This window comes from Streptomyces sp. NPDC047853 (assembly GCF_043204535.1).
Taxonomy (GTDB): Bacteria; Actinomycetota; Actinomycetes; order Streptomycetales; family Streptomycetaceae; genus Streptomyces.
The window spans coordinates 299,669-324,797 of record NZ_JBIDCI010000001.1; the positions used below are offsets into that span (position 1 = coordinate 299,669).

Annotated in this window: 29 protein-coding genes and 1 riboswitch; of the genes, 15 read left to right on the forward strand and 14 right to left on the reverse strand. The window is 72.4% G+C overall.

Annotated elements, in window-relative coordinates; all coding sequences use genetic code 11:
- Positions 1 to 951, forward strand: a complete 951-nt coding sequence (locus tag ACGF5T_RS01450) for an ABC transporter substrate-binding protein (RefSeq protein ID WP_361012612.1) — start codon at positions 1 to 3, stop codon at positions 949 to 951.
- A gap of 60 nt (positions 952 to 1,011) precedes the next feature.
- Here the strand turns inward: ACGF5T_RS01450 and ACGF5T_RS01455 are convergent, their stop codons facing one another.
- Together ACGF5T_RS01455 and ACGF5T_RS01460 are read right to left on the reverse strand one after the other, a co-directional pair.
- The gene (locus ACGF5T_RS01455; protein ID WP_356601942.1) at positions 1,012 to 1,485 is read right to left on the reverse strand and encodes a carboxymuconolactone decarboxylase family protein; all 474 of its coding nucleotides are present in this window, start codon (positions 1,483 to 1,485) and stop codon (positions 1,012 to 1,014) included.
- Entirely contained in the window at positions 1,482 to 2,024 is a 543-nt protein-coding gene (locus tag ACGF5T_RS01460; protein ID WP_366767223.1) for a carboxymuconolactone decarboxylase family protein, read from the reverse strand. Before ACGF5T_RS01460 ends, ACGF5T_RS01455 begins: the two co-directional genes overlap by 4 nt.
- Positions 2,025 to 2,071: 47 nt before the next feature.
- Here ACGF5T_RS01460 and ACGF5T_RS01465 point away from each other — a divergent pair, with 47 nt between their 5' ends.
- The 4 genes from ACGF5T_RS01465 to ACGF5T_RS01480 all read left to right on the forward strand — a co-directional run bounded on the left by ACGF5T_RS01465 (position 2,072) and on the right by ACGF5T_RS01480 (position 7,010).
- On the forward strand, positions 2,072 to 3,475 hold the full coding sequence (locus ACGF5T_RS01465; RefSeq protein ID WP_356601946.1) for a PLP-dependent aminotransferase family protein: 1,404 nt from the start codon (positions 2,072 to 2,074) through the stop codon (positions 3,473 to 3,475).
- 146 nt (positions 3,476 to 3,621) lie between these two features.
- Positions 3,622 to 3,707, forward strand: a riboswitch (ZMP/ZTP riboswitch).
- Positions 3,708 to 3,742: 35 nt separating this feature from the next.
- Positions 3,743 to 5,188 (forward strand): glycine hydroxymethyltransferase, encoded by a 1,446-nt coding sequence (locus ACGF5T_RS01470; protein ID WP_356601948.1) that lies wholly within the window; start codon positions 3,743 to 3,745, stop codon positions 5,186 to 5,188.
- A 52-nt stretch (positions 5,189 to 5,240) separates the two neighbouring features.
- On the forward strand, positions 5,241 to 6,254 hold the full coding sequence (gene trpS, locus ACGF5T_RS01475) for a tryptophan--tRNA ligase (protein ID WP_356601950.1): 1,014 nt from the start codon (positions 5,241 to 5,243) through the stop codon (positions 6,252 to 6,254).
- Between the two features lie 177 nt (positions 6,255 to 6,431).
- A complete protein-coding gene (locus ACGF5T_RS01480; protein ID WP_356601952.1) occupies positions 6,432 to 7,010 on the forward strand; it encodes a 2'-5' RNA ligase family protein in 579 nt (192 codons plus the stop codon).
- Between the two features lie 6 nt (positions 7,011 to 7,016).
- On the opposite strand, the gene ACGF5T_RS01485 is transcribed toward ACGF5T_RS01480, so the two are convergent.
- Both ACGF5T_RS01485 and ACGF5T_RS01490 read right to left on the reverse strand, forming a co-directional pair.
- Positions 7,017 to 7,772 carry a decaprenylphospho-beta-D-erythro-pentofuranosid-2-ulose 2-reductase gene (locus tag ACGF5T_RS01485; protein ID WP_366767224.1) on the reverse strand — a complete coding sequence of 252 codons (756 nt, stop codon included), beginning with the start codon at positions 7,770 to 7,772 and terminating at the stop codon, positions 7,017 to 7,019.
- 16 nt (positions 7,773 to 7,788) lie between these two features.
- Positions 7,789 to 9,180 (reverse strand): FAD-binding oxidoreductase, encoded by a 1,392-nt coding sequence (locus ACGF5T_RS01490; protein ID WP_361012601.1) that lies wholly within the window; start codon positions 9,178 to 9,180, stop codon positions 7,789 to 7,791.
- A gap of 133 nt (positions 9,181 to 9,313) precedes the next feature.
- On the opposite strand from ACGF5T_RS01490, the gene ACGF5T_RS01495 reads away from it, so the two are divergent.
- The 4 genes from ACGF5T_RS01495 to ACGF5T_RS01510 are packed head-to-tail and all read left to right on the forward strand — an operon-like array spanning position 9,314 to position 12,171.
- Positions 9,314 to 9,823: a phosphatase PAP2 family protein gene (locus ACGF5T_RS01495; protein ID WP_366767225.1), complete on the forward strand. Its 510-nt coding sequence runs from the start codon at positions 9,314 to 9,316 to the stop codon at positions 9,821 to 9,823.
- On the forward strand, positions 9,816 to 10,766 hold the full coding sequence (locus ACGF5T_RS01500; RefSeq protein ID WP_356601960.1) for a decaprenyl-phosphate phosphoribosyltransferase: 951 nt from the start codon (positions 9,816 to 9,818) through the stop codon (positions 10,764 to 10,766). The genes ACGF5T_RS01495 and ACGF5T_RS01500 overlap by 8 nt, the downstream gene beginning before the upstream one ends.
- On the forward strand, positions 10,760 to 11,245 hold the full coding sequence (locus ACGF5T_RS01505; protein WP_366767226.1) for a GtrA family protein: 486 nt from the start codon (positions 10,760 to 10,762) through the stop codon (positions 11,243 to 11,245). Before ACGF5T_RS01500 ends, ACGF5T_RS01505 begins: the two co-directional genes overlap by 7 nt.
- Positions 11,233 to 12,171 (forward strand): YihY/virulence factor BrkB family protein, encoded by a 939-nt coding sequence (locus ACGF5T_RS01510; protein ID WP_356601964.1) that lies wholly within the window; start codon positions 11,233 to 11,235, stop codon positions 12,169 to 12,171. Before ACGF5T_RS01505 ends, ACGF5T_RS01510 begins: the two co-directional genes overlap by 13 nt.
- On the opposite strand, the gene ACGF5T_RS01515 is transcribed toward ACGF5T_RS01510, so the two are convergent.
- A complete protein-coding gene (locus tag ACGF5T_RS01515; RefSeq protein ID WP_366767227.1) occupies positions 12,119 to 13,399 on the reverse strand; it encodes a D-alanyl-D-alanine carboxypeptidase in 1,281 nt (426 codons plus the stop codon). The genes ACGF5T_RS01510 and ACGF5T_RS01515 overlap by 53 nt on opposite strands.
- 91 nt (positions 13,400 to 13,490) lie before the next feature.
- Here ACGF5T_RS01515 and ACGF5T_RS01520 point away from each other — a divergent pair, with 91 nt between their 5' ends.
- Positions 13,491 to 13,730: an SCO4848 family membrane protein gene (locus ACGF5T_RS01520; RefSeq protein ID WP_366767228.1), complete on the forward strand. Its 240-nt coding sequence runs from the start codon at positions 13,491 to 13,493 to the stop codon at positions 13,728 to 13,730.
- Positions 13,731 to 13,766: 36 nt separating this feature from the next.
- Positions 13,767 to 15,131, forward strand: a complete 1,365-nt coding sequence (locus ACGF5T_RS01525; protein ID WP_366767229.1) for a metallophosphoesterase — start codon at positions 13,767 to 13,769, stop codon at positions 15,129 to 15,131.
- On the opposite strand, the gene ACGF5T_RS01530 is transcribed toward ACGF5T_RS01525, so the two are convergent.
- The 4 genes from ACGF5T_RS01530 to ACGF5T_RS01545 form a co-directional block, all read right to left on the reverse strand.
- Entirely contained in the window at positions 15,117 to 15,893 is a 777-nt protein-coding gene (locus ACGF5T_RS01530) for a TetR family transcriptional regulator (protein WP_356601972.1), read from the reverse strand. The two genes, ACGF5T_RS01525 and ACGF5T_RS01530, sit on opposite strands and share 15 nt — an antisense overlap.
- Before the next feature lie 11 nt (positions 15,894 to 15,904).
- The gene (locus ACGF5T_RS01535; RefSeq protein WP_366767230.1) at positions 15,905 to 16,387 is read right to left on the reverse strand and encodes a DCC1-like thiol-disulfide oxidoreductase family protein; all 483 of its coding nucleotides are present in this window, start codon (positions 16,385 to 16,387) and stop codon (positions 15,905 to 15,907) included.
- Between the two features lie 4 nt (positions 16,388 to 16,391).
- Positions 16,392 to 16,799: a hypothetical protein gene (locus tag ACGF5T_RS01540; RefSeq protein ID WP_356601976.1), complete on the reverse strand. Its 408-nt coding sequence runs from the start codon at positions 16,797 to 16,799 to the stop codon at positions 16,392 to 16,394.
- A gap of 145 nt (positions 16,800 to 16,944) precedes the next feature.
- Positions 16,945 to 17,355, reverse strand: a complete 411-nt coding sequence (locus tag ACGF5T_RS01545; protein WP_356601977.1) for a VOC family protein — start codon at positions 17,353 to 17,355, stop codon at positions 16,945 to 16,947.
- A 167-nt stretch (positions 17,356 to 17,522) separates the two neighbouring features.
- On the opposite strand from ACGF5T_RS01545, the gene ACGF5T_RS01550 reads away from it, so the two are divergent.
- The 3 genes from ACGF5T_RS01550 (at position 17,523) to ACGF5T_RS01560 (ending at position 18,913) form a co-directional block, all read left to right on the forward strand.
- Entirely contained in the window at positions 17,523 to 17,972 is a 450-nt protein-coding gene (locus ACGF5T_RS01550; RefSeq protein ID WP_356601979.1) for a TM2 domain-containing protein, read from the forward strand.
- Complete coding sequence (locus ACGF5T_RS01555; RefSeq protein WP_356601981.1) at positions 17,965 to 18,384, forward strand: DUF2752 domain-containing protein; 420 nt, start codon at positions 17,965 to 17,967, stop codon at positions 18,382 to 18,384. The genes ACGF5T_RS01550 and ACGF5T_RS01555 overlap by 8 nt, the downstream gene beginning before the upstream one ends.
- 262 nt (positions 18,385 to 18,646) lie before the next feature.
- Positions 18,647 to 18,913, forward strand: coding sequence for a TM2 domain-containing protein (locus ACGF5T_RS01560; protein ID WP_356601983.1), 267 nt, complete (start codon positions 18,647 to 18,649; stop codon positions 18,911 to 18,913).
- 99 nt (positions 18,914 to 19,012) lie between these two features.
- Here the strand turns inward: ACGF5T_RS01560 and ACGF5T_RS01565 are convergent, their stop codons facing one another.
- The 5 genes from ACGF5T_RS01565 to ACGF5T_RS01585 form a co-directional block, all read right to left on the reverse strand.
- The gene (locus ACGF5T_RS01565) at positions 19,013 to 19,786 is read right to left on the reverse strand and encodes a succinate dehydrogenase iron-sulfur subunit (RefSeq protein ID WP_053136005.1); all 774 of its coding nucleotides are present in this window, start codon (positions 19,784 to 19,786) and stop codon (positions 19,013 to 19,015) included.
- Positions 19,786 to 21,540: a succinate dehydrogenase flavoprotein subunit gene (gene sdhA, locus ACGF5T_RS01570; protein WP_356601985.1), complete on the reverse strand. Its 1,755-nt coding sequence runs from the start codon at positions 21,538 to 21,540 to the stop codon at positions 19,786 to 19,788. The genes ACGF5T_RS01565 and sdhA overlap by 1 nt, the downstream gene beginning before the upstream one ends.
- Positions 21,541 to 21,559: 19 nt before the next feature.
- Positions 21,560 to 22,048 carry a succinate dehydrogenase hydrophobic membrane anchor subunit gene (locus tag ACGF5T_RS01575; RefSeq protein ID WP_356601987.1) on the reverse strand — a complete coding sequence of 163 codons (489 nt, stop codon included), beginning with the start codon at positions 22,046 to 22,048 and terminating at the stop codon, positions 21,560 to 21,562.
- Positions 22,049 to 22,053: 5 nt separating this feature from the next.
- The gene (gene sdhC, locus ACGF5T_RS01580) at positions 22,054 to 22,434 is read right to left on the reverse strand and encodes a succinate dehydrogenase, cytochrome b556 subunit (RefSeq protein WP_079030355.1); all 381 of its coding nucleotides are present in this window, start codon (positions 22,432 to 22,434) and stop codon (positions 22,054 to 22,056) included.
- 180 nt (positions 22,435 to 22,614) lie between these two features.
- A complete protein-coding gene (locus ACGF5T_RS01585; protein WP_366767231.1) occupies positions 22,615 to 23,190 on the reverse strand; it encodes a 2-oxo-4-hydroxy-4-carboxy-5-ureidoimidazoline decarboxylase in 576 nt (191 codons plus the stop codon).
- A 230-nt stretch (positions 23,191 to 23,420) separates the two neighbouring features.
- On the opposite strand from ACGF5T_RS01585, the gene ACGF5T_RS01590 reads away from it, so the two are divergent.
- Positions 23,421 to 25,049, forward strand: a complete 1,629-nt coding sequence (locus ACGF5T_RS01590) for a family 20 glycosylhydrolase (RefSeq protein WP_392886521.1) — start codon at positions 23,421 to 23,423, stop codon at positions 25,047 to 25,049.
- The last annotated feature ends 80 nt before the right edge of the window (positions 25,050 to 25,129 follow it).

Consider the following 25,129-nt stretch of genomic DNA (forward strand, 5'->3'; position numbering starts at 1 on the left):
ATGTCCCGCAAGCGGATCACGGCTGCCGCCGCCGTGCTGGTGCTGGCCACCGGCTGCGGCGCCGCCGACATGACCCAGCAGGCGTCCCCGTTCGCGAACGCGCAGGGCGCGAGGACGGTCACCCTGTCCGTGCAGTCCTGGGTCGGCGCCCAGGCCAACGTGGCCGTCGCCCAGTACCTGCTGGAGCACGAACTCGGCTACCGCGTCGACACCGTGCAGGTCGACGAGGTCCCCGCCTGGGACGCGCTCAGCCAGGGCCGCGTCGACGCCATCCTGGAGGACTGGGGCCACCCCGAGCAGGAACAGCGCTACGTGAAGGACAAGCGCACCATCGCCCCCGGCGGCGACCTCGGCGTCACCGGGCACATCGGCTGGTTCGTCCCGACGTACTTCGCGCAGAAGCACCCGGACGTCACCGACTGGAAGAACCTCGACAAGTACGCCGACCTCATGCGCACCGCGGAGAGCGGCGGCAAGGGCCAGCTGCTGGACGGCTCCCCGTCCTACGTCACCAACGACAAGGCCCTGGTGGACAACCTGGACCTGGACTACCAGGTCGTCTTCGCCGGCTCCGAGGCCGCCCAGATCACCCAGATCCAGCAGTTCGCCAAGGAGAAGAAGCCCTTCCTCACCTACTGGTACACCCCCCAGTGGCTGTTCGAGAAGGTGCCGATGACGGAGGTGAAGCTGCCGCCGTACAAGGAGGGCTGCGACGCCGACCCCGCGAAGGTCGACTGCGCCTACCCGGTGACCCCGCTGCAGAAGTACCTCAACGCCGACTTCGCGAAGGACGGCGGCAGGGCGGCGGAGTTCCTGAAGAAGTTCCGGTGGACCACCGAGGACCAGAACCAGGTCTCCCTGATGATCGCCGAACAGAAGATGCGGCCCGAAGAGGCGGCGAGGAAGTGGGTGGACGGCCACGAGTCCGTCTGGAAGCGCTGGCTTCCCTGACGGCACCCGAGCGACCCGGCCCCGGGCCCGCCCCCCGCGGCGGACCGGGGCCGGGGTCGCTCACCAGTCGTCGCTGCCGGGCGGGATGCGCCGGCCGACCATCAGCCGGTTCCAGCTGTTGATCGCGGCGATCAGCCCCAGCAGGTGGGCCAGCGCGGCGGCGTCGAAGTGCCGGGAGGCCTCCTCGTACACCCCGTCCGGCACGAAGCCTCCCCCGGACCTCGTCCGGGAGGTGCCCCCGGTCAGCACGGTCACCGCCTCGGTGAGCGCCAGCGCGGCCCGCTCCCGGGCGTCGAAGACCTCCCCGGCCTCCTCCCAGGCGTCCAGCAGACCGAGCTGCCGTTCGTCCACGCCCTGCTTCCGGGCGATGCCGAGGTGCAGGTCCAGACAGAACGCGCACCGGTTGAGCTGCGAGGCGCGGATCTGCACCAGCTCGGCGAGGGCCGGGTCGCCCAGGCCCCGCTTGGCGGCGGCGCCCAGTTCCCGCAGTGCGGAACGGACGCCGTCGGCCAGGAAGGTGGTGCGGGCCGTCACGCGTACTGGCCCGGCGTGTAGTGCCCCGGCGTCAGCCGGCAGCTCACGCCGAACCGGTTCCAGGCGTTGATCACGGTGATGGCGGCGATCAGGTGGGCCATCTCCGTCTCGTCGAAGAACTTCGCGGCCCGCTCGTACACGTCGTCCGGCACGAACCCGTCCGTGAGCACGGTGACCGCCTCGGTCAGCTCGATCGCGGCGAGCTCGCGCTCCGTGTAGAAGTGCCGCGACTCCTCCCAGGCGGCGAGCTGCACGATCCGCTCCACGCTCTCACCGGCCGCCAGCGCGTCCTTGGTGTGCATGTCGAGGCAGAACGCGCAGTGGTTGAGCTGGGAGGCGCGGATCTTCACCAGTTCCTTCACCTTGGGGTCAAGACCCTGGCCCGCGGCCTTCTCCAGCCGCAGCATCGCCTTCCAGACCTCGGGGGCGTGCTTGGCCCACTCCAGCCGGGGGGCCTGCTCGGGAGCGAAGGAGTCGGGAGCGGCGGCCGTACCCGCCGGGTTCGTCGTTGGCGTCGTCTGCGTCGTGTTCGTCGTCATGCCTTCGAGACTAGAAGCGGGGCAGCCCAGGAGTATGGTCCATTCCCATGGGGAATCCGTGGGCCACTTTCGGCGTCGACCTGCACCTCGACCGCTCCGGGCCCGGGCTGCGCCGCGGCCTCACCGACGCCCTGCGCGAGGCCGTCCGCGGCGGCAGGCTGGCTCCCGGCACCCGGCTGCCCTCCTCCCGCTCCCTCGCCGGCGACCTGGGCGTGGCACGCAACACCGTGGCCGAGGTCTACGCCGACCTGGTCGCCGAGGGCTGGCTCACCGCCCGCCAGGGTTCCGGCACCCGGGTCGCCGAACGGACACCGGCCGTACCCCGCCACCGCCCGGCCCCCACCCGCCCCGCCCCGCACCGCCGGGAACCCGCCCCGCCCGCCTACGACCTCGTCCCCGGCACCCCCGAACTCGCGTCGTTCCCCCGCACCCGGTGGCTGCGGGCGGCCCGCCGCGCCCTGACCGCCGCACCGGACCGGGCCCTCGGCTACGGCGACCCCCGCGGCCGCGTCGAGCTGCGCACCGCGCTCGCCGGGTACCTCTCCCGCGCCCGGGGCGTGCGCGCCGACCCCGACCGGATCGTCGTCTGCTCCGGCTTCCTCGGCGGACTCGGTGTCCTCGCCGACCTGCTGCACCGCCGGGGAGCGCGCTCCCTCGCGGTCGAGTCCTACGGCCTGCCCCACCACCGCCGGCTGCTCGGGCGCGCGGGCTTCGCCGTGCCGCCGCTGCCCTTCGACGACCGCGGCACCCGCCTGCCGGACGAGCGGATCACCGCCCGGGCCGTGCTGCTGACGCCCTCCCACCAGTTCCCGCTGGGCATGCCGCTGCTCCCGGAGCGCCGCACGGCACTGATCGACTGGGCCCGCGCCACCGGCGGCCTGGTCCTGGAGGACGACTACGACGGCGAGCTGCGCTACGACCGCCAGCCCGTCGGCGCCCTCCAGGGACTGGACCCCGACCGCGTCGTCTACCTGGGCACCGCCAGCAAGTCCCTCGCCCCCGCCCTGCGCCTGGGCTGGCTGGTGCTGCCCGCCTCGCTCGTCGAGGAGACCATGGACGCCATGGCCGGCCGCACCCCGGGCGTCCTCGACCAGCTGACCCTCGCGGAGTTCATCGGCTCCGGCGACTACGACCGGCACGTGCGGGCCGCCCGGCTGCGCTACCGGCGCCGCCGCGACGCCCTGGTCGCCGCCCTCGCCGAGCGCGCCCCCGAGGTGCGGGTCACCGGCATCGCCGCGGGACTGCACGCCGTCCTGCGGCTGCCACCGGGCACCGAGCAGCAGGTCGTCCGGGCCGCCGCCTGGCACGGGCTGGCGGTGCACGGCATGTCCACCTTCCGGCACCCCGAGGCGGCCGTCCCCCCGTTGGACGCCCTCGTGGTCGGCTACGGCACCCCGCCCGACCACGCCTGGGCGGGGGCGCTGGACGCGCTGTGCCGGGCGCTGCCGTAGGGGTCCTCCGGCCGGTGACCCGCCGGGTCACCGGCCCGGCCGACGCCGTCGAGGCGCCGTCCACGGCGATCCGCCGCACCCGTGCCGGTCGAGCGGCCCGGTGCGGCTCCGCACGGCACCCCGGCGGACGCCTTCCGGTAGCCTTGCCCCCGGGCCGTGACTGGCGCGCTGGGATGGACCAACCATCGGGGAGCGGCCCGAGCAACGAGTGCCGTGCGCCTGGGCCGTCCGTACCGTGAACGCTGAACACAACGTCCGGAGGCCCCCGTGTCCGCAGAGCGCACCCCCGAGTCCACCGCCTACCGAGCCGCCCTCGACGTCATCCGCGCCGTCGAGCCGCGCGTGGCCGACGCGATCGGCCAGGAGGTCGCCGACCAGCGCGAGATGCTCAAGCTGATCGCCTCGGAGAACTACGCCTCCCCGGCCACCCTGCTGACCATGGGCAACTGGTTCAGCGACAAGTACGCCGAGGGCACCGTCGGCCGCCGCTTCTACGCCGGCTGCCGCAACGTCGACACCGTCGAGTCGCTGGCCGCCGAGCACGCCCGCGAGCTGTTCGGCGCCCGGCACGCCTACGTCCAGCCGCACTCCGGCATCGACGCCAACCTCGTCGCCTTCTGGGCCGTCCTCGGCGCCCGCGTCGAGGTGCCCTTCCTGGAGAAGACCGGCGCCCGCCAGGTCAACGACCTGACCGACGCCGACTGGGCCGAGCTGCGCCGCGCCTTCGGCAACCAGCGGATGCTCGGCATGTCCCTGGACGCCGGCGGCCACCTCACCCACGGCTTCCGCCCCAACATCTCCGGCAAGATGTTCGACCAGCGCTCCTACGGCACCGACCCGGCGACCGGCCTCATCGACTACGAGGCCCTGCGCGCCTCGGCCCGGGAGTTCAAGCCGCTGATCATCGTCGCCGGGTACTCCGCCTACCCCCGGCTGGTGAACTTCCGGATCATGCGCGAGATCGCCGACGAGGTCGGCGCGACCCTCATGGTCGACATGGCGCACTTCGCCGGTCTCGTCGCGGGCAAGGTCCTCACCGGCGACTTCGACCCGGTCCCGCACGCCCAGATCGTGACGACGACCACCCACAAGTCGCTGCGCGGCCCGCGCGGCGGCATGGTCCTGTGCGACGACTCCCTCAAGGACCAGGTCGACCGCGGCTGCCCGATGGTCCTCGGCGGCCCGCTCCCGCACGTCATGGCCGCCAAGGCCGTCGCCCTCGCCGAGGCCCGCAGGCCCGCGTTCCAGGACTACGCCCAGCGCATCGTCGACAACGCCCGCGCCCTCGCCGAGGGGCTGATGAAGCGCGGCGCCACCCTGGTCACCGGCGGCACCGACAACCACCTGAACCTGATCGACGTGGCGTCCTCCTACGGCCTCACCGGACGCCAGGCCGAGGCCGCCCTCCTCGACTCCGGCATCGTCACCAACCGCAACGCGATCCCGGCCGACCCGAACGGCGCCTGGTACACCTCCGGCATCCGGATCGGCACCCCGGCACTGACCACGCGGGGCCTCGGCACGGCGGAGATGGAGGAGGTCGCGGGCCTGATCGACCGCGTCCTGACCGCCGCCGAGGCCGGCACCACCAAGTCCGGCGCCCCCTCCAAGGCCTCCCACGTCCTCGACGCGAAGACCGCCGACGAGATCTCCCGCCGGGCGACCGACCTGGTGGCGGGCTTCCCGCTGTACCCGGAGATCGACCTCGGCTGACGGCCGCGACCGGGGGAACGAGCCACGGGTGGAACCTGAGAGAATGGTGCGCATGGCGACTGACCGACCCCGCGTGCTCTCCGGAATCCAGCCCACCGCAGGCTCGTTCCACCTCGGCAACTACCTCGGCGCCGTCCGCCAGTGGGTGGCGCTGCAGGAGACCCACGACGCGTTCTACATGGTCGTCGACCTGCACGCGATCACGGTGCCGCAGGACCCGAAGGAGCTGCGCGCCAACACCCGGCTCGCCGTCGCCCAGTTGCTGGCCGCCGGTCTGGACCCGGACCGCTGCACGCTCTTCGTCCAGAGCCACGTCCCCGAGCACGCCCAGCTCGCCTGGGTCATGAACTGCCTCACCGGCTTCGGCGAGGCGAGCCGCATGACCCAGTTCAAGGACAAGTCCGCCAAGCAGGGCGCCGAGCGCGCCTCCGTCGGCCTGTTCACGTACCCCGTCCTCCAGGTCGCGGACATCCTGCTCTACCAGGCCAACGAGGTCCCGGTCGGCGAGGACCAGCGCCAGCACATCGAGCTGACCCGCGACCTGGCCGAGCGCTTCAACGGCCGCTTCGGCGAGGCCTTCACCGTCCCCTCCCCGTACATCCTCAAGGAGACGGCGAAGATCTACGACCTCCAGGACCCGTCGATCAAGATGAGCAAGTCGGCGTCGACGCCGAAGGGCCTGATCAACCTCCTGGACGAGCCCAAGGCCACCGCGAAGAAGGTCAGGAGCGCGGTCACCGACACGGACACCGTGATCCGCTTCGACCCGGCGGAGAAGCCGGGCGTCAGCAACCTGCTCTCCATCTACTCGGTGCTCACCGGCGCGGGCGTCGCCGAGCTGGAGGAGAAGTACGCCGGCAAGGGCTACGGCGCGCTCAAGACGGACCTCGCCGAGGTCATGGTCGAGTTCGTGACCCCCTTCCGGGAGCGCACCCAGCAGTACCTCGACGACCCGGAGACGCTGGACTCGATCCTGGCCAAGGGCGCGGAGAAGGCACGCGCCGTCGCCGCGGAGACCCTCGCCCGGACCTACGACATGGTGGGCTTCCTGCCCGCCAAGCACTGAGCACGGCCCCGCACCTCAGTGCGGGTCCCAGTACACCCGTGCGCCCCGGTACGCCGTCACAGCGCTGCACATCACTCCGGTTGCGCCTGCCCAGGGCACGGCCGTGGCCGTACAGTCGATAGCCGGGTGTCCGACACCGCGACACACCACCAGTGACACGGAACGACAGGAGACGACGTGGGGACCGTAACGATCGGCGTGTCGATCGCGGTCCCGGAGCCTCACGGCAGCCAGCTCCAGCAGCTGCGCGCGGGCTTCGGCGACGCCGCTGCTCACGGTATCCCCACGCACGTCACCCTGCTGCCGCCGACCGAGGTCGACGGCGCCGCGCTGCCCGCGATCGAGGCCCATCTCGCGGAGGTCGCGGCGCGCGGCCGGCCCTTCCCGATGCGGCTGGCCGGCACCGGGACCTTCCGCCCGCTGTCGCCGGTGGTCTACGTCCAGGTGGTCGAGGGCGCCGCGGCCTGCGCCTGGCTGCAGAAGCGCGTCCGGGACACCTCCGGGCCGGTCCCCCGCGAACTCCAGTTCCCGTACCACCCGCACGTCACCGTCGCGCACGGCATCGAGGAGGCGGCGATGGACCGCGCCTACGAGGAGCTGGCCGACTACGAGGCCCAGTGGCCCTGCACCGGCTTCGCGCTCTACGAGCAGGGCGCCGACGGGGTGTGGCGCAAGCTGCGGGAGTTCCCCTTCGGCAGCGCCACGGTGCCCCCGCAGACGGGGCGCGTGGAGAGCGGCTCCCTGCCCGCCCGGTAGCCCCGTTCAGACCGGCAGCCGCCGGAACACCGCCCGCGGCAGGTGCCGCAGCGCCGACATCACCACCCGCAGCGCGCCGGGCACCCACACCGTCTCCGAGCGCCGCCGCAGCCCCAGCTCGATCGCCGTGGCGACCGCCTCGGGCGTCGTGGCCAGCGGCGCCTCCTCCAGCCCCGCGGTCATCCGCGACCGTACGAACCCGGGGCGCACGACCATGACGTGCACGCCGGTGCCGTGCAGCGCGTCGCCGAGGCCCTGGGCGAAGGCGTCCAGGCCGGCCTTGCTGGAGCCGTAGATGAAGTTGGCGCGGCGGGCCCGCTCACCGGCCACGGAGGAGAGCACCACCAGGGAGCCGTGGCCCTGGGCCTGGAGGGCACGGGCGCTGACCAGCCCGGCCGACACCGCCCCGGTGTAGTTGGTCTGCGCCACCCGCACGGCGTTCAGCGGCTCGCGCTCGTCGTGCGCCTGGTCGCCCAGGATGCCGAAGGCGAGCAGCACCAGGTCGACGTCGCCCTCGGCGAAGACCTTGCCGAGCGCCGCCTCGTGGGACTCGGGATCGAGTGCGTCGAAGGCGACGGTGCGCACCTCGGCGCCGAGGCCGCGCAGATGTTCGGCCGCCCGGTCCAGGGCGGGGGAGGGGCGGCCGGCCAGCCAGACCGTGCGGGTGCGGCGGGCGACGAGACGGCGCGCGGTGGCGAGCGCGATCTCGGACGTACCGCCGAGGACGAGAAGGGACTGGGGGATGCCGAAGGCGTCCTTCACTGCAGCTCCTGATTGCCTAGAGGTGGAGACGGCGGGCCAGGTCGGACACGAACACCCCGCGCGGGTCCAGCTCGGCCCGCAGGGCGCGGAAGTCGTCCAGCCGCGGGTACATCGCGTCGAGCAGCTCGGGCCGCAGCCGGGAGTCCTTGGCGAGGTAGACCCGGCCGCCGGCCTGGGCGACCTCCTCGTCGAGTTCGTCGAGGAAGGCACCGAGTCCCGGCAGCCCCGCCGGGACGTCCAGGGCGAGGGTCCAGCCGGGCACGGGGAAGGACAGCCACCCCGGATCGGCGTCCCCGAACCGCTTGAGGACGGCCAGGAAGGACGGGCAGCGGTGCTCCGAGATGCGCCGCACGATCCGGCGCAGGGCGTCCTCCCGCCCGTGGCCGACGACGAACTGGTACTGCACGAAGCCGCCGCGGCCGTAGACCCGGTTCCAGTGCGGGACGCCGTCCAGGGGGTGGAAGAACGTGGAGATCCGCTGGAGCTGGCCGGTGCGCCGGCGGGGGGCCCGGCGGTACCACAGCTCGTTGAACAGGCCCACCGTCGTCCGGCTCAGCAGGCCGTCGGGGACGAGGTCGGGAGCGGCCGGCAGGCGGGAGGTGCGGAAGGCCAGCGGTGCCCGCCGGGCCCGCCCGTGCTCGGGCAGCGCGTCCAGCGGGGCGTGGTCGCCGCGGGTGAGCACCGCCCGGCCGGTCGCCGCGCCGCGGGCGAGGAGGTCGATCCAGGCGACCGAGTAGCGGTAGCGGTGGTCGGTGGCCGTGAGGCGGGCCATCAGGTCGTCGAGGTCGGTGGCGCGCTCGGTGTCGACCGACATCAGGGAGGTCCCGACCGGCTGGAGCCGCACGGTGGCGGTGAGGATCACGCCGGTCAGGCCCATCCCGCCGGCGGTGGCGTCGAACAGGGGGGTGCCCTGCTCCACGGTGCGGACCCGGCCGTCGGCGGTGAGCAGCTCGAACGCCGGCACGTGCCGGGCGAAGGAGCCCGACACGTGGTGGTTCTTGCCGTGGATGTCCGCGCCGATCGCCCCGCCGACGGTCACGTAGCGGGTGCCGGGCGTCACCGGCACGAACCAGCCGAGCGGCAGCAGGACCTCCATCAGCCGGTGCAGGGAGACGCCCGCGTCGCACAGCACGGTGCCGCCGGCGACGTCGATGGCGTGGATGCGGTCCAGGCCCGTCATGTCCAGCACGGCGCCGCCCGCGTTCTGCGCGGCGTCCCCGTACGCCCGTCCCAGACCCCGCGCGATGCCGCCGCGGGCGCCGCAGTCCCGCACGGCGTCGGCGGCCTCCTGGTAGGTCCGGGGGCGGATCAGCCGGGCGGCGGTGGGCGCGGTGCGGCCCCAGCCGGTGACGGGTCCCCAGGCGACGGCGGGGCCCTCTTCGGCGGCGGGAACGGTGTCGGCAGACATGCCGGTGACCGTATCGCCCTCATGAGAACGATTAGTTCCAACACATCCCGCTCATACCCGAAACGGGTGATTAATGGTATGTCGCTCCATCATGCCGGACTTCCCGCGGCGTCGGCGTGAACAGTGAGGTCACATGGACGACCTCGACGACATGGACCACCGGATCGTGACGGCGCTCAGAGCCTGCGGCACGGACCCGCGCGTGGCCGGTGCCGCGCGTGCCCTGTCCTGGGCCGGGGAGCACGGAGCGCTGTGGCTCGCGGCGGGCCTCGCCGGAGCCGCCGTGGACGGCGCGCGACGCGGCGCCTGGCTGCGCGCAGCGGCGCTCACCGCGGGCGCGCACCTCGTCAGCATGGGAGTCAAGCGGGTCGTGCGCCGCCCGCGCCCCACCCACGTCGTGCCCCTGGTGCGCACCGCCGGCCGGCACTCCTTCCCCAGCTCGCACGCCGCCTCGGCCGCGGCGGCCGCCGTCGCCTTCGGCGCGCTGGGCATCGGCGCCGTCCGGCCCGTCGCCGCCGCCGTCTGCGTCTCCCGGCTGGTCGTCGGCGTCCACTACCCCTCCGACGTGGCGGCGGGCGCGGCCCTGGGCGCGCTCACCGCCCGGCTCGGCGCCGACTGGATGCGCGGAGGCACCCGTGACTGAGACGGCGGTCCTGCGGCAACGCGCCCCCGAACAGCGGCCGGACCCCGCCCCGCCCGGCCGCACAGGGCTGCTGCCCGGCCTGCTCAGGACCGCGCGCCCCCGCCAGTGGATCAAGAACGTCCTGGTCGTCGCCGCCCCCGCCGCCGCCGGCGAGCTGTTCTCCCGGCACACCCTGGTCCAGCTCGCGCTGGTCTTCGTCCTCTTCACCGCCTGCGCCGCCGCCGTCTACCTCGTCAACGACGCCCGGGACGCCGAGGCCGACCGCGCCCACCCCGTCAAGCGGCACCGCCCGGTCGCCGCCGGACAGGTCCCGGTACCGGTCGCCTACGCCGTCGGGGGCGCCCTCGGCGTCCTCGCACCCGTCGCCGCGGCCTGGCTGTGCCCGCCGGCCGTCGCCGCCCTGCTGACCACCTACCTCGCGATGCAGCTGGCGTACTGCGTCACCCTCAAGCACGTCCTCGTCGTCGACCTCGCCGTCGTCACCACCGGCTTCCTGATGCGGGCCATGATCGGCGGCCTGGCGCTGGGCATCCCCCTGTCGCGCTGGTTCCTCATCACCACCGGCTTCGGCGCGCTCTTCATGGTCTCGGCCAAGCGCTACTCCGAAGCCGTCCAGATGGCCGGGAAGGCGGGCGCCACGCGGGCGCTGCTCACCGAGTACACCACCGGCTACCTCCGCTTCGTCTGGCAGCTCGCGGCCGGCGTCGCCGTCCTCGGCTACTGCCTGTGGGCCATGGAGGAGGGCGGCGTCCCGCACACCAGCGTCCTGCCCTGGCGCCAGCTGTCCATGGTCGCCTTCATCCTCGCCGTCCTGCGCTACGCCGTCTTCGCCGACCGCGGCACCGCCGGCGAGCCCGAGGACGTCGTCCTGCGCGACCGCGCGCTCGCGCTGATCGGGGTGGCGTGGATCGCGATGTACGGCCTGGCGGTGGCCAATTGGTAACCGCCCGCACCCCGGGCACCCGACGCGAACTGGCCGGCTTCGCCGCCGCCGGCCTCCTCGCCTACGCCGTCGACCTCGGCCTCTTCACGCTCCTGCGCGGCCCGGCCGGCCTCGATCCGCTCACCGCCAAGACCCTGTCCTTCCTCGCCGGCTGCTCCGTGGCGTACGCGGGCAACGCGCTCGGCCCCTACCGGCACCGCCGCCCGCGGGGCCTGCGCCCCTACGCCGTGTTCTTCGCCGTGAACGCCGCCGGCGCGGCCGTCCAACTGCTCTGCCTGGCGATCAGCCACTACGGCCTCGGCCTCACCTCGCAGCGTGCCGACACCGTCTCCGGGGCGGTCGTCGGCATGTTCCTTGCCACGCTTCTGCGTTTCTGGGGCACAAGGACCCTGGTGTTCCGCACCGGTCCCGCGACCGGCGGCGCAGCGGGATCATGGAACGAGGGAACCGGGGGCAGGGTCGGATCATGGACTGGCTGAAGAAGCTCCCCGTCGTGGGGCCGTGGGTGGCACGGCTGATGACCACGCACGCCTGGCGCTCCTACGAGCGGCTGGACCGCGTGAAGTGGACGCGGCTGGCCGCCGCCATGACCTTCACCAGCTTCCTCGCGCTCTTCCCGCTGCTCAGCCTGGCCGCGGCCGTCGCCGCCGCCACGCTCGGCAAGGAGCAGCAGGACCAGCTCCAGGACAAGATCGCCGAGCAGATCCCCGGCATCTCCGAGCAGCTGGACATCCAGGGCCTGATCGACAACGCCGGCACCGTCGGCCTCATCTCCGGCGCCCTGCTGCTGTTCACCGGCATCGGCTGGGTCGACGCCACCCGGGGCTGCCTGCGCGCCGTCTGGGAGCTGCCCGACGAGGAGGAGAACCCGGTCATGCACCGGGTCAAGGACGGGGGCGTCCTCGTCGGCCTCGGCGGCGCCCTCCTGGTCACCGTGGCCATCTCCACCGTCGCCTCGGCGCTCGTCGGCTGGATCATCAGCCGGCTCGGCATCCCCGAGGGCGGCTTCGGCGGGGTGCTGCTCTACATCGCCGCGTTCGCCGTCGCCGTACTCGCCGACTTCCTCCTGCTGCTGTACGTCCTGACCCTGCTCCCCGGCGCCAAGCCGGAGCGCCGCCGCCTGGTGGTGGCCGCGCTGATCGGCGCGATCGGTTTCGAACTGCTGAAGCTGCTGCTGAGCGGCTACATGCAGGGCGTCGCCGCGAAGAGCATGTACGGCGCCTTCGGCGTCCCCGTCGCGCTGCTGCTGTGGATCAACTTCACCTGCAAGCTGGTGCTGTTCTGCGCCTCCTGGACGGCGACGGGCAGCAAGGAGCAGGAACTCGGCGACCAGGAGGACGGGGAGCAGGACGTCACGGGCGGGTCCGGCGACGGACCAGGTCCGGCAGCGGCCATTTCCGGTTGATCAGGAACACGCCGCCCGCGAGCAGCACCAGCAGCCCGCCGGCGATGCCGGCCGCGACGCCGACCCCGCTGGAGCCGTCGGCGGCCGGGGCGCCCGCCACCGGCTGGGTGCCCGCCGCGCCCTTCCCGGTGCCGCCGGCCTCCCCGACGGCGGTGTCGTCCGGCGCGGGGCTCGGCTGGGCGGCGCTCCTCGGCGGCACCAGCTCACCGACCGGTTCCACCTTGCCGACCGCCTTGAAGCCCCAGTCGAACAGGCGGGCGGTCTCCTTGTAGACCTCGTTGTGCTCGTCCTTCGCCGGGTTCATGACCGTGACCAGCAGCACCTTGCCGCCCTGCTCGGCGACGCCGGTGAAGGTGGAGCCCGCGTTGGTGGTGTTGCCGTTCTTCACGCCCGCGATGCCCGGGTAGACGTCCACGTCCGAGTCGCCGGACAGCAGCCTGTTGGTGTTCTGGATCTCGAAGGGCTCGCGGGACGTCCTGCCCTTCTTGTCCTTCTTCGTCTCGCCCGGGAACTTGGCGCTGACCGTCGACGCGTACTCGCGGAAGTCCTTCTTCTGCAGCCCGGAGCGGGCGAACAGGGTCAGGTCGTACGCGGAGGAGACCTGCTCCGGGGCGTCGTAGCCGTCGGGGGTGACGACGTTCGTGTCGAGGGCCTGGAGCTCCTCGGCATGGGCGTTCATCTCCGCCACGGTGCTCTCGACGCCGCCGTTCATCGCGGACAGCACGTGCACGGCGTCGTTGCCCGAGCGCAGGAAGACGCCGAGCCACAGGTCGTGGACGGTGTAGGTCTCCTCCTCCTTGATGCCGACCATGCTCGACCCGGCGCCGACGTCCACCAGGTCGGAAGGGACGACCTTGTGCTTGGTCGACTTCGGCCACTTCGGCAGCAGCGTGTCCGCGAACAGCATCTTCAGGGTGCTCGCCGGGGCCAGCCGCCAGTGCGCGTTGTGCGCGGCGAGCACGTCGCCGGACTCGGCGTCGGCCACGATCCAGGAACGGGCGGTGAGGTCCTTCGGCAGCACCGGCACCCCGCCCGCGAGTGCGACCTGCGTGCCGGGCTTCCCGAGCCGCGCGCCGCCCACGGTCGACATCGACGCGGGCGGGGTGGCCGACGGGCTCGCCGAGGGATCCGGGGCGGCCAGCGCGCCGGGGGTGAGGGCGGCGAGAGCGGTCAGGGCGGCGGAGGCGACCGTCAGGGCGCGCCGGACGGTCTTCTTGGGTGCGGGCACGAGCGAGAACGTACCGCCCGCGACCGGCGCTGACCTAGCCCCCTCCCCACCCCGCGCACGGTTCCGGACACCGGGCGGCGATACTGAAGCCATGAAGCTCAGCCGCCCCGTCTCCTGGTTCCTGCTCGCTTTCGGGGTGTGGAGCTGGATCATCTGGATCACTTTCGTCAAAAACCTGGTCAAGGACGGCAGCGGGCTCGCCTTCGAGGACGGCGACCCCACGGCGTACTTCTGGGTGCACCTGCTGCTCGCGGTCGTGTCCTTCGTATTGGGGACGGCCGTCGGGGTCATCGGGTTGCGCGGACTGCGCGCACTGCGCCGAACGTCATAGGCGTCGAGGACGTCACAACTGAGGGGAATCGACGGCATGGTGGTCGTCTTCGCGCTCGTCGCGCTGGCCGTGGTGAGCGTCCTCGTCACGGCGAACTGGTACCTGTGGCGGCGCCTGTTCCGCGACACGACCCGGGCCCCCGGCCCGGTGCGCCGTATCGGCGCGGTGGTGATCGCCGGCGGCTGGGTGCTGGCGGTGGCCGCGCTGGTCGCCGAGCGCGCGGGCGCCCCCTTCTGGCTGCAACGCGTCCTGGCCTGGCCGGGCTTCCTGTGGCTGGCCCTGTCGATGTACCTGCTGCTGGCGCTGCTGGTGGGCGAGGTCGTCCGGCCGCTGCTGCGCCGGTTCCTGGAGCGGCGGACGGCCCGGCGGACGGCCACGGGGGAGGCGGCGCCGGGGACGGCACCGGCCCCGGGCGCGGACGCCGAGCGCATACCGGCGGGGACGGCCCCGCGCGAGGAGGCCGCCCGCGAGGAGGCCGCGCCCGCTTCCGGGCCGGGCGCCGCCCCGGACGCCGTCCCGCCCGGCACCGCGCCCGACGCCGGGTCCGGCGGCCGGCCCGAGAGCCCCCTCGCCCTCCCCTCCCGCCGTCTCTTCGTCTCCCGCGTCGTCGCCGGCGCGGCCGCCGCGGCGGCCGTGGGGACGGTCGGCGCCGGCACGTACGGCGTGCTGAACGGCCCGACGGTGAAGCGGGTCACCGTACCGCTGGCCAAGCTCCCACGCGCGGCGCACGGCTACCGCATCGCCGTGGTCAGCGACATCCACCTCGGCCCGGTGCTCGGCCGGGGCTTCGCGCAGAAGGTCGTCGACACGATCAACGGCACGCAGCCCGACCTGATCGCCGTCGTCGGCGACCTGGTCGACGGCAGCGTGAAGGACCTCGGTCCGGCGGCGGCCCCGCTGGCCCGGCTGCGAGCGAGGGACGGCGCGTACTTCGTCACCGGCAACCACGAGTACTTCTCCGGTGCCGAGCAGTGGGTCGCCGAGGTGCGGCGGCTCGGCCTGCTCCCGCTGGAGAACGCGCGCACCGAGCTGCCCCACTTCGACCTGGCCGGCGTCAACGACGTGGCGGGCGAGGAGGAGGGCCAGGGCCCCGACTACGCCCGGGCCCTCGGCGACCGGGACCGGGCCCGCGCGTGCGTGCTCCTCGCCCACCAGCCGGTGCAGATCCACGACGCCGTCGACCACGGCGTCGACCTCCAGCTCTCCGGCCACACCCACGGCGGCCAGCTCTGGCCCGGCAACCTCGTCGCGGGCGCCGCCAACCCGACCCTGGAGGGCCTGGAGCGCTACGGCGACACCCAGCTCTACGTCAGTCGCGGCGCCGGCGCCTGGGGCCCGCCCACGCGCGTGGGGGCGCCCTCGGACGTCACGGTGATCGAACTGGCCTCACTGCGGGCCTGAGGGGCCCGGCGCGGCGGCGTCCTTGGGGGGCGCCGCCTTCCTCGCCGGGTCCGGCAGCGCCTTGGTCATCCCGGGCAGGAAGTCCGTGAACAGCTCGTGCACCTCGCGCACCAGCGGGCGCAGCACCCGGAAGCGGGCCAGGGCCACACCCCGCGCGGTGAGCCGGGCGCCGCGCTCGGCGAGGCGGTAGCTGCGCTCGCGCCCCTCGGTCCGGTCGAAGATCCAGTACAGGACCAGGCCCATCTGGGAGAGCCACATCAGCTCCGGCAGGATGTCCCGCAGTTCCGCGGGCACCTTGGTCCTCGTCCCGGCCAGCACGGAGCGGTGCACGCTGATGGCCTCCACGCGCGCGTGCTCCGACTCCGGGGAGAAGGGGCTGAGCGGGCTGTCCGGATCGGCCGCGTTCTTGAAGAACTGCACCGCGAACTCGTGGTACGGCGTGGCGATGTCCAGCCAGACCTTCAGCACGCCCGCCAGCCGCGACTCCAGGTCGCTCTCCTTGGCCAGCACCTCCCGGACCGCCGCCTGGTGCTCGGCGGCGATCCGGTCGTAGAAGCCCTGGATCAGGTGCTCCTTGCCGGCGAAGTAGTAGTACGCGTTGCCGACGGAGACCCCGGCCTCCTGGGCGATGGCCCGCATGGTGGTCCGGTCGTAACCGCGTTCCTGGAACAGCCGCATGGCCGTCTCCAGGATCAGCGCGCGGGTCTGCTCGGACTTGCTGAGGGGGGCACCGTCGTCGGGGCCGTCGTTCTTCGCAGGCACGGGACCAGAGCCTAACGAGTGGCGCAGGTGCCGTCGTCACAGCCGGGTCCCGCGTACCTCCACCCGTGGCCGGGTTCGTAGACCCAGCCGTCGGCGCGGCGGTAGCCGTTGCCGCCCCACCGGCCCCCCTGGCGCCACTGGGCGGCGGCCAGCACGGCGCCCCTGGCCAGCTTCGCCCCGGCGGGCGTGGCGAGCCGGTGGGCGAGCGGCCGGTGCTCGCGCAGCGCCCACAGGACGACGATCCAGGCGGCGGCGCCCCGGTACACCTGCCCGGCGTCGCCGACCACGGTGACCTCCTCCAGGGAGGTGCCGTGGTCGAGTCCGGGGAAGCGTCGGCGCGCCTGGTCCGACCCGGCCGGCACCAGCTCCAGCGGCACGAGCCGCGGCTGCCGCAGCAGCCAGTCCCGTACGTGGGTGCACAGGGAGCACTCGGCGTCGTAGAGGACGGTGAGCCGGCGCACGGGGGCGCCGGCCGTCCCGGGAGCGGGAACCATCGGCTCAGGCCCCGGCCGTCGGGGCCACCCAGCCCTGCGGCGGGACCGGCGGCACCTGCTCCCGCTCCATCACCCCGCGCCGCCGGATGCGGTTGAGCACGTACACGTTGCCGAGGTGCATCACGCCGAGTACCAGCAGCACCACGCCGAGCTTCGTGGACAGGGCCTCGAAGACGCCCCGGGTGTCGGCGATGGTCTCGTCGCCGCTCAGGTAGAGGGCGACGAAGCCGAGGTTGACGAGGTAGAAGCCGACCACCAGGAGGTGGTTGACGGCGTCGGCGAGCTTCTCGTTGCCGTGCAGCACGTCGGCGAGGAAGACCCGGCCGTTGCGGCTGAGCGTGCGGGCCACCCAGATGGTCAGACCGATGCTGACCAGCAGGTAGATGACGTAGGCGATGACGGTGCGGTCCATGCCCCACCCCTTCTTGAACGCGTTCAAAACGCTGACGGGGATGACTCTAGACCTGTTTTTGAACACGTTCAAGCGAGAGTCGGGGAGGGGCGGCGGGGGCGGGGAGGGGTGGGGAGGGGTGGCGGCGGAGGGGCGGGGGTCGGCCTCAGGGGCGGCGGGCCAGCTCGGGCCGCTTGGAGTAGTCCGTGAGGCCGATGACGTTGCCCCAGGGGTCGGCGAACTCGACGGTCCAGCCGGTGGCGACGGAGAAGGGCTCGTCGAGCGGCTCCACCCCGGCGTCCCGCAGGGCCTGGGCGGCGGTGCGGGCGTCCGACACCTCCAACCACACCCGCGCGGCGGGCCACAGCGGTGGCCGCCGCCCGAACTCCTCCTCGGCCCGCAGCAGGATGCCCGGGGTCTCGCCGCCGGCCTTCAGCAGGGCGATCCCGGCCTCGTCGAGCCGGAAGGCGACCGGGAAGCCGGCCCGCTCGTAGAAGTCGACGGCCGCGCCGAGTTCCCCGACGGGCAGCAGGACGTTGTCGAACCCGAGCAGTTCGTACGACTCATGATCTGACATGACGTCACATTAGGTGTGCGGGGCGCGAACCGGTCGCAACCGGCGGCGGGGCGGCGGCGCGGTCACTCGCCCGGGCGGACGGCCCTGGTGGGCCCCGACTTCTCTTTGTCCTTCCGGTCCTGCAATATGACCGGCAGTTTCCCGCGACGTCCAGGAGTGACACCACTGTGAGCGAGCAGCCGCAGCAGCCGTCCCAGCCGCCCGGTTACGGCTACCCGAACCAGGGCTCCGACCAGGCCGGCCAGGCCGGTCAGGCAGGCCCCTACGGCTACCCGCAGGGCGCCTACCAGCAGCCCGGCCAGCAGCCGCCGCCCGGCGGCTACCAGGCACCGGGCTACCAGCCGCCGCCCGGCTACTACGCCCCCGACCCCAACGTGCCCTTCGGCTACGACCCCTACGGCCGCCCGTACTCGGACAAGTCGAAGATCGTCGCCGGCATCCTCCAGCTCTTCCTCGGCTCCTTCGGCATCGGCCGCTTCTACGTCGGCAACGTCGGCATGGGCATAGCCCAGTTGCTCACCTGCGGCGGACTGGGCTTCTGGGCGCTGGTCGACGGCATCATCTACCTGGTCAGCAACGACCGTACGGACGCCCAGGGGCGGATCCTGCGTGGCTGACGCGGCGCGTCCCGCACCACCCGGGGCGCGGCGCCTGATCCGGCACCCCGCGGCGGCACCCCTGGCGGTGCTCGCCGCGGGGATCGCGGGCGCCGCGTACCTGTGGGGCACCGACCCGCACGAGCCCGGGCACCTGCTGCCCCAGTGCCCCTTCCGCTTCGTCACCGGGCTGCTCTGCCCGGCCTGCGGCGGCACCCGCATGACGTACGACCTGATGCACGGTCACTTCGCCGCCGCCTGGCTGGACAACCGGGCCCTGCTGCTGGCCGCGCCCCTCGCGCTGGCGCTGTGGGGCCGCTGGACGGTGGAGGGACTGCGCGGCCGCCGCTACCGGCCGCGGCTCGCCCCGTGGGCGCAGGCGCTGATCCTGCTGACGGCGGTGGCCTGGACGGTCGTCCGCAACGTCGTGTGAGCACGGGTCACGTGAGCACGGGTCACGTGGGCACGGGGCACGTGAGCAGGCATCATGTGAGCGAGGATCACGAAATGGGAACGTTGGATCATAATATTTCCCAACCACCCCGCCCGTCTCCTACGCTTCGTCACGCACAGGGGGGGACGGCCACGTCACTGACGTGAGCCGCCGTGCGTCGAGCGTGCGATCAGCGGTGTTCCCTCCTGGGCCGCCGGGGCCATCCGCCCCGGTCCGTCCCACGTCTTCCAGGAGCACCACCATGACCGTCCCCCCGAACGCCGCCGCTCCCTACGGTGTCGACCCGCAGGGCCGTCCGTACTCGGACAAGTCGAAGATCATCGCCGGTATCCTCCAGCTCTTCCTGGGCACCCTGGGCATCGGCCGCTTCTACGTGGGCTCCGTCGGCGTGGGCGTGGCCCAGCTGCTGACCTGCGGTGGCCTCGGCGTCTGGGCGCTGATCGACGGCATCATGTTCCTGGTCAGCAACGACCGCACGGACAAGGAAGGCCGCCCGCTGCGCGGCTGACCCCCCGTCACCCGGGCGGCTCGGCCGCCCGCGACGCGGAACGGCCGAGGGCCCCGATCACGTCGATCGGGGCCCTCGGCCGTGGCGGTCGCCGACGGGTCAGAAGCGGCGCGTGATGAGCGCCCGCTTCACCTCCGCGATCGCCTTGGTGACCTCGATGCCGCGCGGGCAGGCGTCCGTGCAGTTGAAGGTCGTGCGGCAGCGCCAGACGCCGTCGCGGTCGTTCAGGATCTCCAGCCGCTGCTCGCCGGCCTCGTCGCGCGAGTCGAAGATGAAGCGGTGGGCGTTGACGATCGCCGCCGGGCCGAAGTACTGCCCGTCGTTCCAGAACACCGGGCACGAGGACGTGCAGGCGGCGCAGAGGATGCACTTCGTCGTGTCGTCGAAGCGCTCGCGGTCCTCGGCGGACTGCAGGCGCTCACGCGTCGGCTCGTTGGTGTCCTTCGTGATCAGGAAGGGCATCACGTCCCGGTACGCCTGGAAGAACGGCTCCATGTCGACGACCAGGTCCTTGAGGACCGTCAGGCCCTTGATGGCCTCGACCGTGATCGGCTTCTCGGGGTTGATGTCCTTGATCAGCGTCTTGCAGGCGAGCCTGTTCTTGCCGTTGATCCGCATGGCGTCCGAACCGCAGATGCCGTGCGCGCAGGAACGGCGGAAGGTGAGGCTTCCGTCCAGGTCCCACTTGATCTTGTGCAGCGCGTCGAGGACGCGCTCCTTCGGGTCGATCTCCAGCTGGAAGTCTTCCCAGGCCGCCTCCGCCGAGACCTCCGGGTTGAACCGCCGGACGCGGAAGGTGACCGTGATGTAAGGGGAGTCGGCGAAGCCGGGCTCGGGGGCCTTGTCGCTCTTCTCCATGACAGGGGTAGCCATCAGTACTTACGCTCCATCGGCTGGTAGCGGGTCTGGACGACCGGCTTGTAGTCGAGCCGGATGGACTCGGCGCCGTCGTCGCCCACCTCGCGGTACGCCATGGTGTGGCGCATGAAGTTGACGTCGTCGCGGTTGGGGAAGTCCTCGCGGTAGTGACCGCCGCGCGACTCCTTGCGGGCGAGCGCGGACACCGCCATGACCTCCGCCAGGTCGAGCAGGTTGCCCAGCTCCACGGCCTCCAGCAGGTCGGTGTTGAAGCGCCGGCCCTTGTCCTGGATCGACACGTTCCGGTAGCGGGCGCGCAGCTCGCCGATCTTCTCGACGGCCGTCTTGATCGTCTGCTCGGTGCGGAACACCATGACGTTGGCGTCCATGCACTCCTGCAGCTCGCGGCGGAGCTCGGCCACCCGCTCGGTGCCGGTGGAGGCGCGCAGCCGCTCGATCTGCTCGACGACCAGGGACTCCGGGTTCTCCGGCAGCTCGACGAAGTCCGCCTTCTGGGCGTACTCCGCCGCCGCGATGCCGGCCCGCTTGCCGAAGACGTTGATGTCCAGCAGCGAGTTGGTGCCCAGGCGGTTGGCGCCGTGCACGGAGACGCAGGCCACCTCGCCGGCCGCGTACAGGCCCGGGACGACGGTGGTGTTGTCCGCGAGGACCTCACCCTCGACGTTGGTCGGGATGCCGCCCATGGCGTAGTGCGCGGTGGGCTGGATCGGGATCGGGTCCGTGTAGGGCTCGATGCCGAGGTAGGTCCGCGCGAACTCCGTGATGTCGGGCAGCTTGGCGTCCAGCTGCTCCGGCGGGAGGTGGGTGAGGTCCAGGTAGACGTGGTCGCCCTCGGGACCGCAGCCGCGGCCCTCGCGGATCTCCGTGTAGATGGAGCGCGAGACGACGTCGCGCGAGGCGAGGTCCTTCATGACCGGCGCGTACTTCTCCATGAAGCGCTCGCCGTCCTTGTTGCGGAGGATGCCGCCCTCACCGCGGGCGCCCTCCGTCAGCAGGATGCCCATGCGCCAGATGCCGGTCGGGTGGAACTGGAAGAACTCCATGTCCTCCAGCGGCAGTCCGCGCCGGTACACGGCCGCCTGGCCGTCGCCGGTCAGCGTGTGCGCGTTGGAGGTCACCTTGAAGAACTTGCCGGTGCCGCCGGACGCGTAGATCACGGACTTCGCCTGGAAGACGTGGATCTCGCCGGTCGCCAGCTCGTAGGCCACCACACCGGCGGACTTCTTGACGCCGTCGACCTCGGTGATCAGCTGGTCCAGGACGTAGAACTCGTTGAAGAACTCCACGCCCTCCTTGACGCAGTTCTGGTACAGCGTCTGGAGGATCATGTGACCGGTGCGGTCGGCCGCGTAGCAGGACCGGCGGACCGGGGCCTCGCCGTGGTTGCGGCTGTGACCGCCGAAGCGGCGCTGGTCGATCGTCCCGTTCGGCGTGCGGTTGAAGGGCAGGCCCATCTTCTCCAGGTCGAGGACCGAGTCGATGGCCTCCTTCGCCAGGATCTCCGCGGCGTCCTGGTCGACCAGGTAGTCACCGCCCTTGACCGTGTCGAAGGTGTGCCACTCCCAGTTGTCCTCCTCCACGTTGGCCAGCGCGGCGGCCATGCCGCCCTGCGCGGCGCCCGTGTGGGAGCGGGTGGGGTAGAGCTTCGTCAGCACGGCGGTGCGGCTGCGCTTCGTCGACTCGATGGCCGCGCGCATGCCGGCGCCACCGGCGCCGACGATGACGGTGTCGTACTTGTGTACCTTCATGATTTTCGCAGCCCCGTGCCTAGCGGATGTTCGGGTCGAAGGTGAAGATCACCAGCGTGCCCAGCAGGATGGTGAACACCGTGGCGGTGTAGAGCAGGCCCTTGAGCCACAGGCGGGTGTTCGGGCGCTCCGCGTAGTCGTTGATGACCGTGCGCAGGCCGTTCGTGCCGTGCAGCATCGCGAGCCAGAGCATCAGGAGGTCCCAGACCTGCCAGAACGGCGAGGCCCAGCGGCCCGCCACGAAGGCGAAGCCGATCTTCGAGACGCCGCCGTCCAGCACCAGCTGGATGAGCAGGTGCCCGATGACCAGGACGACCAGCACCACGCCGGACAGGCGCATGAACAGCCAGGCGGCCATCTCGAAGTTGCCGCGCGTGGACTTCGGGGACTTCTTGGTCCGCTTGCGGGGCGGCTCGATCAGCGGCGCCGGGTTGTCCACGGTGTAGACCGAGGCGCCCGCGCCCTCGACGGGGCCGATGCCGGAGGGGGTGGTTTCAGTGGTCGACATGTGCGTCAGCTCCCGAACAGTTCACGAGCGGCGTGGCCGAGGACGGGGTAGATCGCCCCGACCATGAGCACGACCCACAGGGCGACGACGGTCCAGAGCATCTGCTTCTGGTAGCGGGCGCCCTTGACCCAGAAGTCGACGGCGATGACACGCAGGCCGTTGAGCGCGTGGAACAGGATGGCGGCGACGAGGCCGTACTCCAGCAGCGCGACGATCGGCGTCTTGTACGTGGCCACGACGGTGTCGTAGGCCTCGGGGGACACCCGCACGAGAGCGGTGTCCAGCACGTGAACGAACAGGAAGAAGAAAATGAGGACGCCGGTGACTCGATGAGCCACCCAGGACCACATTCCTTCCCGGCCGCGGTACAGCGTTCCAGCCGGCACGGAAGTTTCCTCCGGGAGCGGTGATTGGGGCCGCGCCGGCTTTCCTTGTCGGTCGGGCCCGGCCGGGTACGGTCCACCGGCCCCCAGCATCGTAGCGACGGTTGCCTGCGGCGCTTACGGGGGGCCTGCTTGTGTGATCAAAGTTGCACTCAAAGGAGCAGTGGGGTGACCGCGGGGCGGCTACCGGGCCGGGGGCTCCGGCAGGTTCGCCGGGTACGGGCCGTCCGTCTCCGGCCCGGCCTGCGCGGTGCGGCCGCCGGGGTCACCGCCCCGGGCCCCGGTGAGCCGGGTCAGCCGGCCCCTGGCCAGGAGGCGCAGCTCCTCCAGCGCGACCAGCCGCTCCTCGTCGGGATCGTTCGCCAATCGTGACCGGATGCCGGTCAGTACGTGGTTCACGGCCTCGCCCGCCGCCAGGCCGTCCAGACAGATGGCGAACACGTGTCCGAAGCGCGCCTCGTACGCCGCGTATCCCGCGCCCAGAGCGGTGTGCGCCGCCGCGTACGTGTCCTCGGGGAGCGGGGGCAGCGTCTCCGCCGCCAGGGCCTCCGCCAGATCGTCCGGGGACAGGTCGTACGCCGCCTCGTCCGCGGCCGCCAGCAGGGACGGCAGGTCGGGGTAGGGGCGGTGGGAGGTCAGGCGCTCGGCCCACCAGGCGCTGTTCAGGCAGGTCAGGAGCGTGCCGACGGCCTCCTCGGCCGGGGCGGTGTTGAAGCGCTCCAGCGAGGAGGGCGGGACCGGCGCGGCGCGGGTTTGCACCGGTACCGGTGGGGCCACTCGGCCGGGGAGGTCGGGAAGACGGTGCGCAGGCAGCGTGGATCCTCGTGGGCGTCACGTGTGTGTCGGCAGGGGATTGTGCGAAAGATGTGGCGTCACGTTATCGAGTGACGGCATGGCGTGTCCGTCCGATGCCCGAATTTCACCTGAACGGGAGAGTTTCAGAACATGTGGTGGACGCATGGTGAGGCTCATGACCCTAGGTTGGCGATGTGAGCGAGCACGCACGCCGGTCACCGGCGCACAGAGTCAGGCAGCGGGCCGTGATCGCCGGCACGGTGGTCGCCGCCCTCGGCGTGGGAGTGGGCCTGTGGGCCACCGACGGTGACGGGGACGGCGAGGCCGGGGCCCCGGCGGCGCGGTCCTCCGGAGAGGCGGCCGCACCCGCCACCTCGCCCGGCCCCAGCCGCTCCTACGCCCTGTCGAAGGAGCCGCGCACCATACCCGCGGTGCGCGAGCACACTCCGGCCCGCGGTCCGGGCTGGCAGCCGGAGAAGGCGCACCGCGTCGTCGTCGCCGACCCCGGCCTCGCCGACGAGGGACGTCAGACCGCCGCCGAGCTGGGGCTCACGTACGCGGGGGAGCAGGACGACGAACGCGCCGGCGACCTGCTGCTGGACGTCCGGCAGGACAAGGGCGCGAACCCGGAGTCGTACACCATGACCGTGCGCGACGGCCGCGTCACCGTCACCGGTCCGGCCGAGGCCGGCGTCTACTACGGCACCCGGACCCTGAAGCAGGCCGTGGACGGCGGCGGCACCGCGCCGGAGGGCGTGGTCAAGGACGAGCCGGCCAAGCCGAAGCGCGGCTTCTCGCTCGACATCGCCCGCAAGCACTACGACGCCGACTGGATCAAGGACCGGATACGCGAGCTGGGCGACCTGAAGTTCAACGAGCTGGGCCTGCACTTCTCCGACGACCAGGCCTTCCGCGTCGAGTCCGACTCGCACCCCGAGATCGTCTCGGACGACCACCTGACCAAGGCCGAGATGAAGGAGATCATCGATCTCGCCGCCTCGCGCCACATCACCGTCGTCCCCGAGATCGACTCGCCCGGCCACCTCGGCGCCGTGCTCGCCGCCCACCCGGACCTCCAGCTGCGCAACGCGCAGGGCACGCCCACCCGGGGCGCGATCGACATCTCCAAGCCCGAGGCCGCCGAGATCGTCGACGACCTGCTGAACGAGTACGCCGACCTCTTCCCCGGCACCCAGTTCCACCTGGGCGCCGACGAGTACCAGGCCCTCGTGGTCTCCGACCCCGAGGCGTCCTACCCGACGCTGGCCGCCGCCGCCCGCGAGGCCTACGGCCCCGGAGGCACCGTCGCCGACCTCACCACCGGCTGGCTCAACGGCCGCGCGAAGACGGTGCAGGCCCACGACCGCGTCCCGCGCGCCTGGAACGACGGGTTCTTCAAGGACACCTCCGTCGAGCCCTCGAAGGACATCAAGGTCGCCTACTGGACCGGCAAGGAGATCGGCGCCCGCCCGCCCACCGAGTACCTCGCCGAGGGGCGCCAGGTCCTCAACTACAACGACGAGTTCCTCTACTACGTCCTCGGCGAGCCGCAGACCTTCGTCTACCCGACCGGCGAGCGCATCTACGAGCAGTGGACCCCGCGCGTCATCCGCGGCACCACGCCGGTCGACGCCAAGTACGACGACCAGATCCTCGGCGGCAGCTTCGCGGTCTGGGGCGACATCCCGAGCGCCCAGACGCAGGCGCAGGTCGCCGAGGGCATCCGGCTGCCGCTGGCGGCGACGGTCCAGAAGCTGTGGGACCCGGGCGAGCCCGAGCTGTCCTGGGCGGAGTTCAGGTCGCTGGCGAACCGGCTCGACTGAGCCGGTCCGCCCCGGAGGCCGGACGCCCGGCCGGGACGGGAGTTGCCGGATACGGCTGCGCACTCCCGTACGGCTGTGGT

Bases quoted from the DNA above. Each gene is read 5' to 3' on its own strand.
- ACGF5T_RS01450 (WP_361012612.1), top strand. From the start codon at position 1: ATGTCCCGCAAGCGGATCACGGCTGCCGCCGCCGTGCTGGTGCTGGCC.
- ACGF5T_RS01460 (WP_366767223.1), bottom strand. From the start codon at position 2,024: ATGACGACGAACACGACGCAGACGACGCCAACGACGAACCCGGCGGGT.
- ACGF5T_RS01465 (WP_356601946.1), top strand. From the start codon at position 2,072: ATGGGGAATCCGTGGGCCACTTTCGGCGTCGACCTGCACCTCGACCGC.
- trpS (WP_356601950.1), top strand. From the start codon at position 5,241: ATGGCGACTGACCGACCCCGCGTGCTCTCCGGAATCCAGCCCACCGCA.
- ACGF5T_RS01490 (WP_361012601.1), bottom strand. From the start codon at position 9,180: ATGTCTGCCGACACCGTTCCCGCCGCCGAAGAGGGCCCCGCCGTCGCC.
- ACGF5T_RS01495 (WP_366767225.1), top strand. From the start codon at position 9,314: ATGGACGACCTCGACGACATGGACCACCGGATCGTGACGGCGCTCAGA.
- ACGF5T_RS01510 (WP_356601964.1), top strand. From the start codon at position 11,233: ATGGACTGGCTGAAGAAGCTCCCCGTCGTGGGGCCGTGGGTGGCACGG.
- ACGF5T_RS01520 (WP_366767228.1), top strand. From the start codon at position 13,491: ATGAAGCTCAGCCGCCCCGTCTCCTGGTTCCTGCTCGCTTTCGGGGTG.
- ACGF5T_RS01525 (WP_366767229.1), top strand. From the start codon at position 13,767: ATGGTGGTCGTCTTCGCGCTCGTCGCGCTGGCCGTGGTGAGCGTCCTC.
- ACGF5T_RS01535 (WP_366767230.1), bottom strand. From the start codon at position 16,387: ATGGTTCCCGCTCCCGGGACGGCCGGCGCCCCCGTGCGCCGGCTCACC.
- ACGF5T_RS01540 (WP_356601976.1), bottom strand. From the start codon at position 16,799: ATGGACCGCACCGTCATCGCCTACGTCATCTACCTGCTGGTCAGCATC.
- ACGF5T_RS01545 (WP_356601977.1), bottom strand. From the start codon at position 17,355: ATGTCAGATCATGAGTCGTACGAACTGCTCGGGTTCGACAACGTCCTG.
- ACGF5T_RS01560 (WP_356601983.1), top strand. From the start codon at position 18,647: ATGACCGTCCCCCCGAACGCCGCCGCTCCCTACGGTGTCGACCCGCAG.
- ACGF5T_RS01565 (WP_053136005.1), bottom strand. From the start codon at position 19,786: ATGGCTACCCCTGTCATGGAGAAGAGCGACAAGGCCCCCGAGCCCGGC.
- sdhA (WP_356601985.1), bottom strand. From the start codon at position 21,540: ATGAAGGTACACAAGTACGACACCGTCATCGTCGGCGCCGGTGGCGCC.
- ACGF5T_RS01575 (WP_356601987.1), bottom strand. From the start codon at position 22,048: ATGTCGACCACTGAAACCACCCCCTCCGGCATCGGCCCCGTCGAGGGC.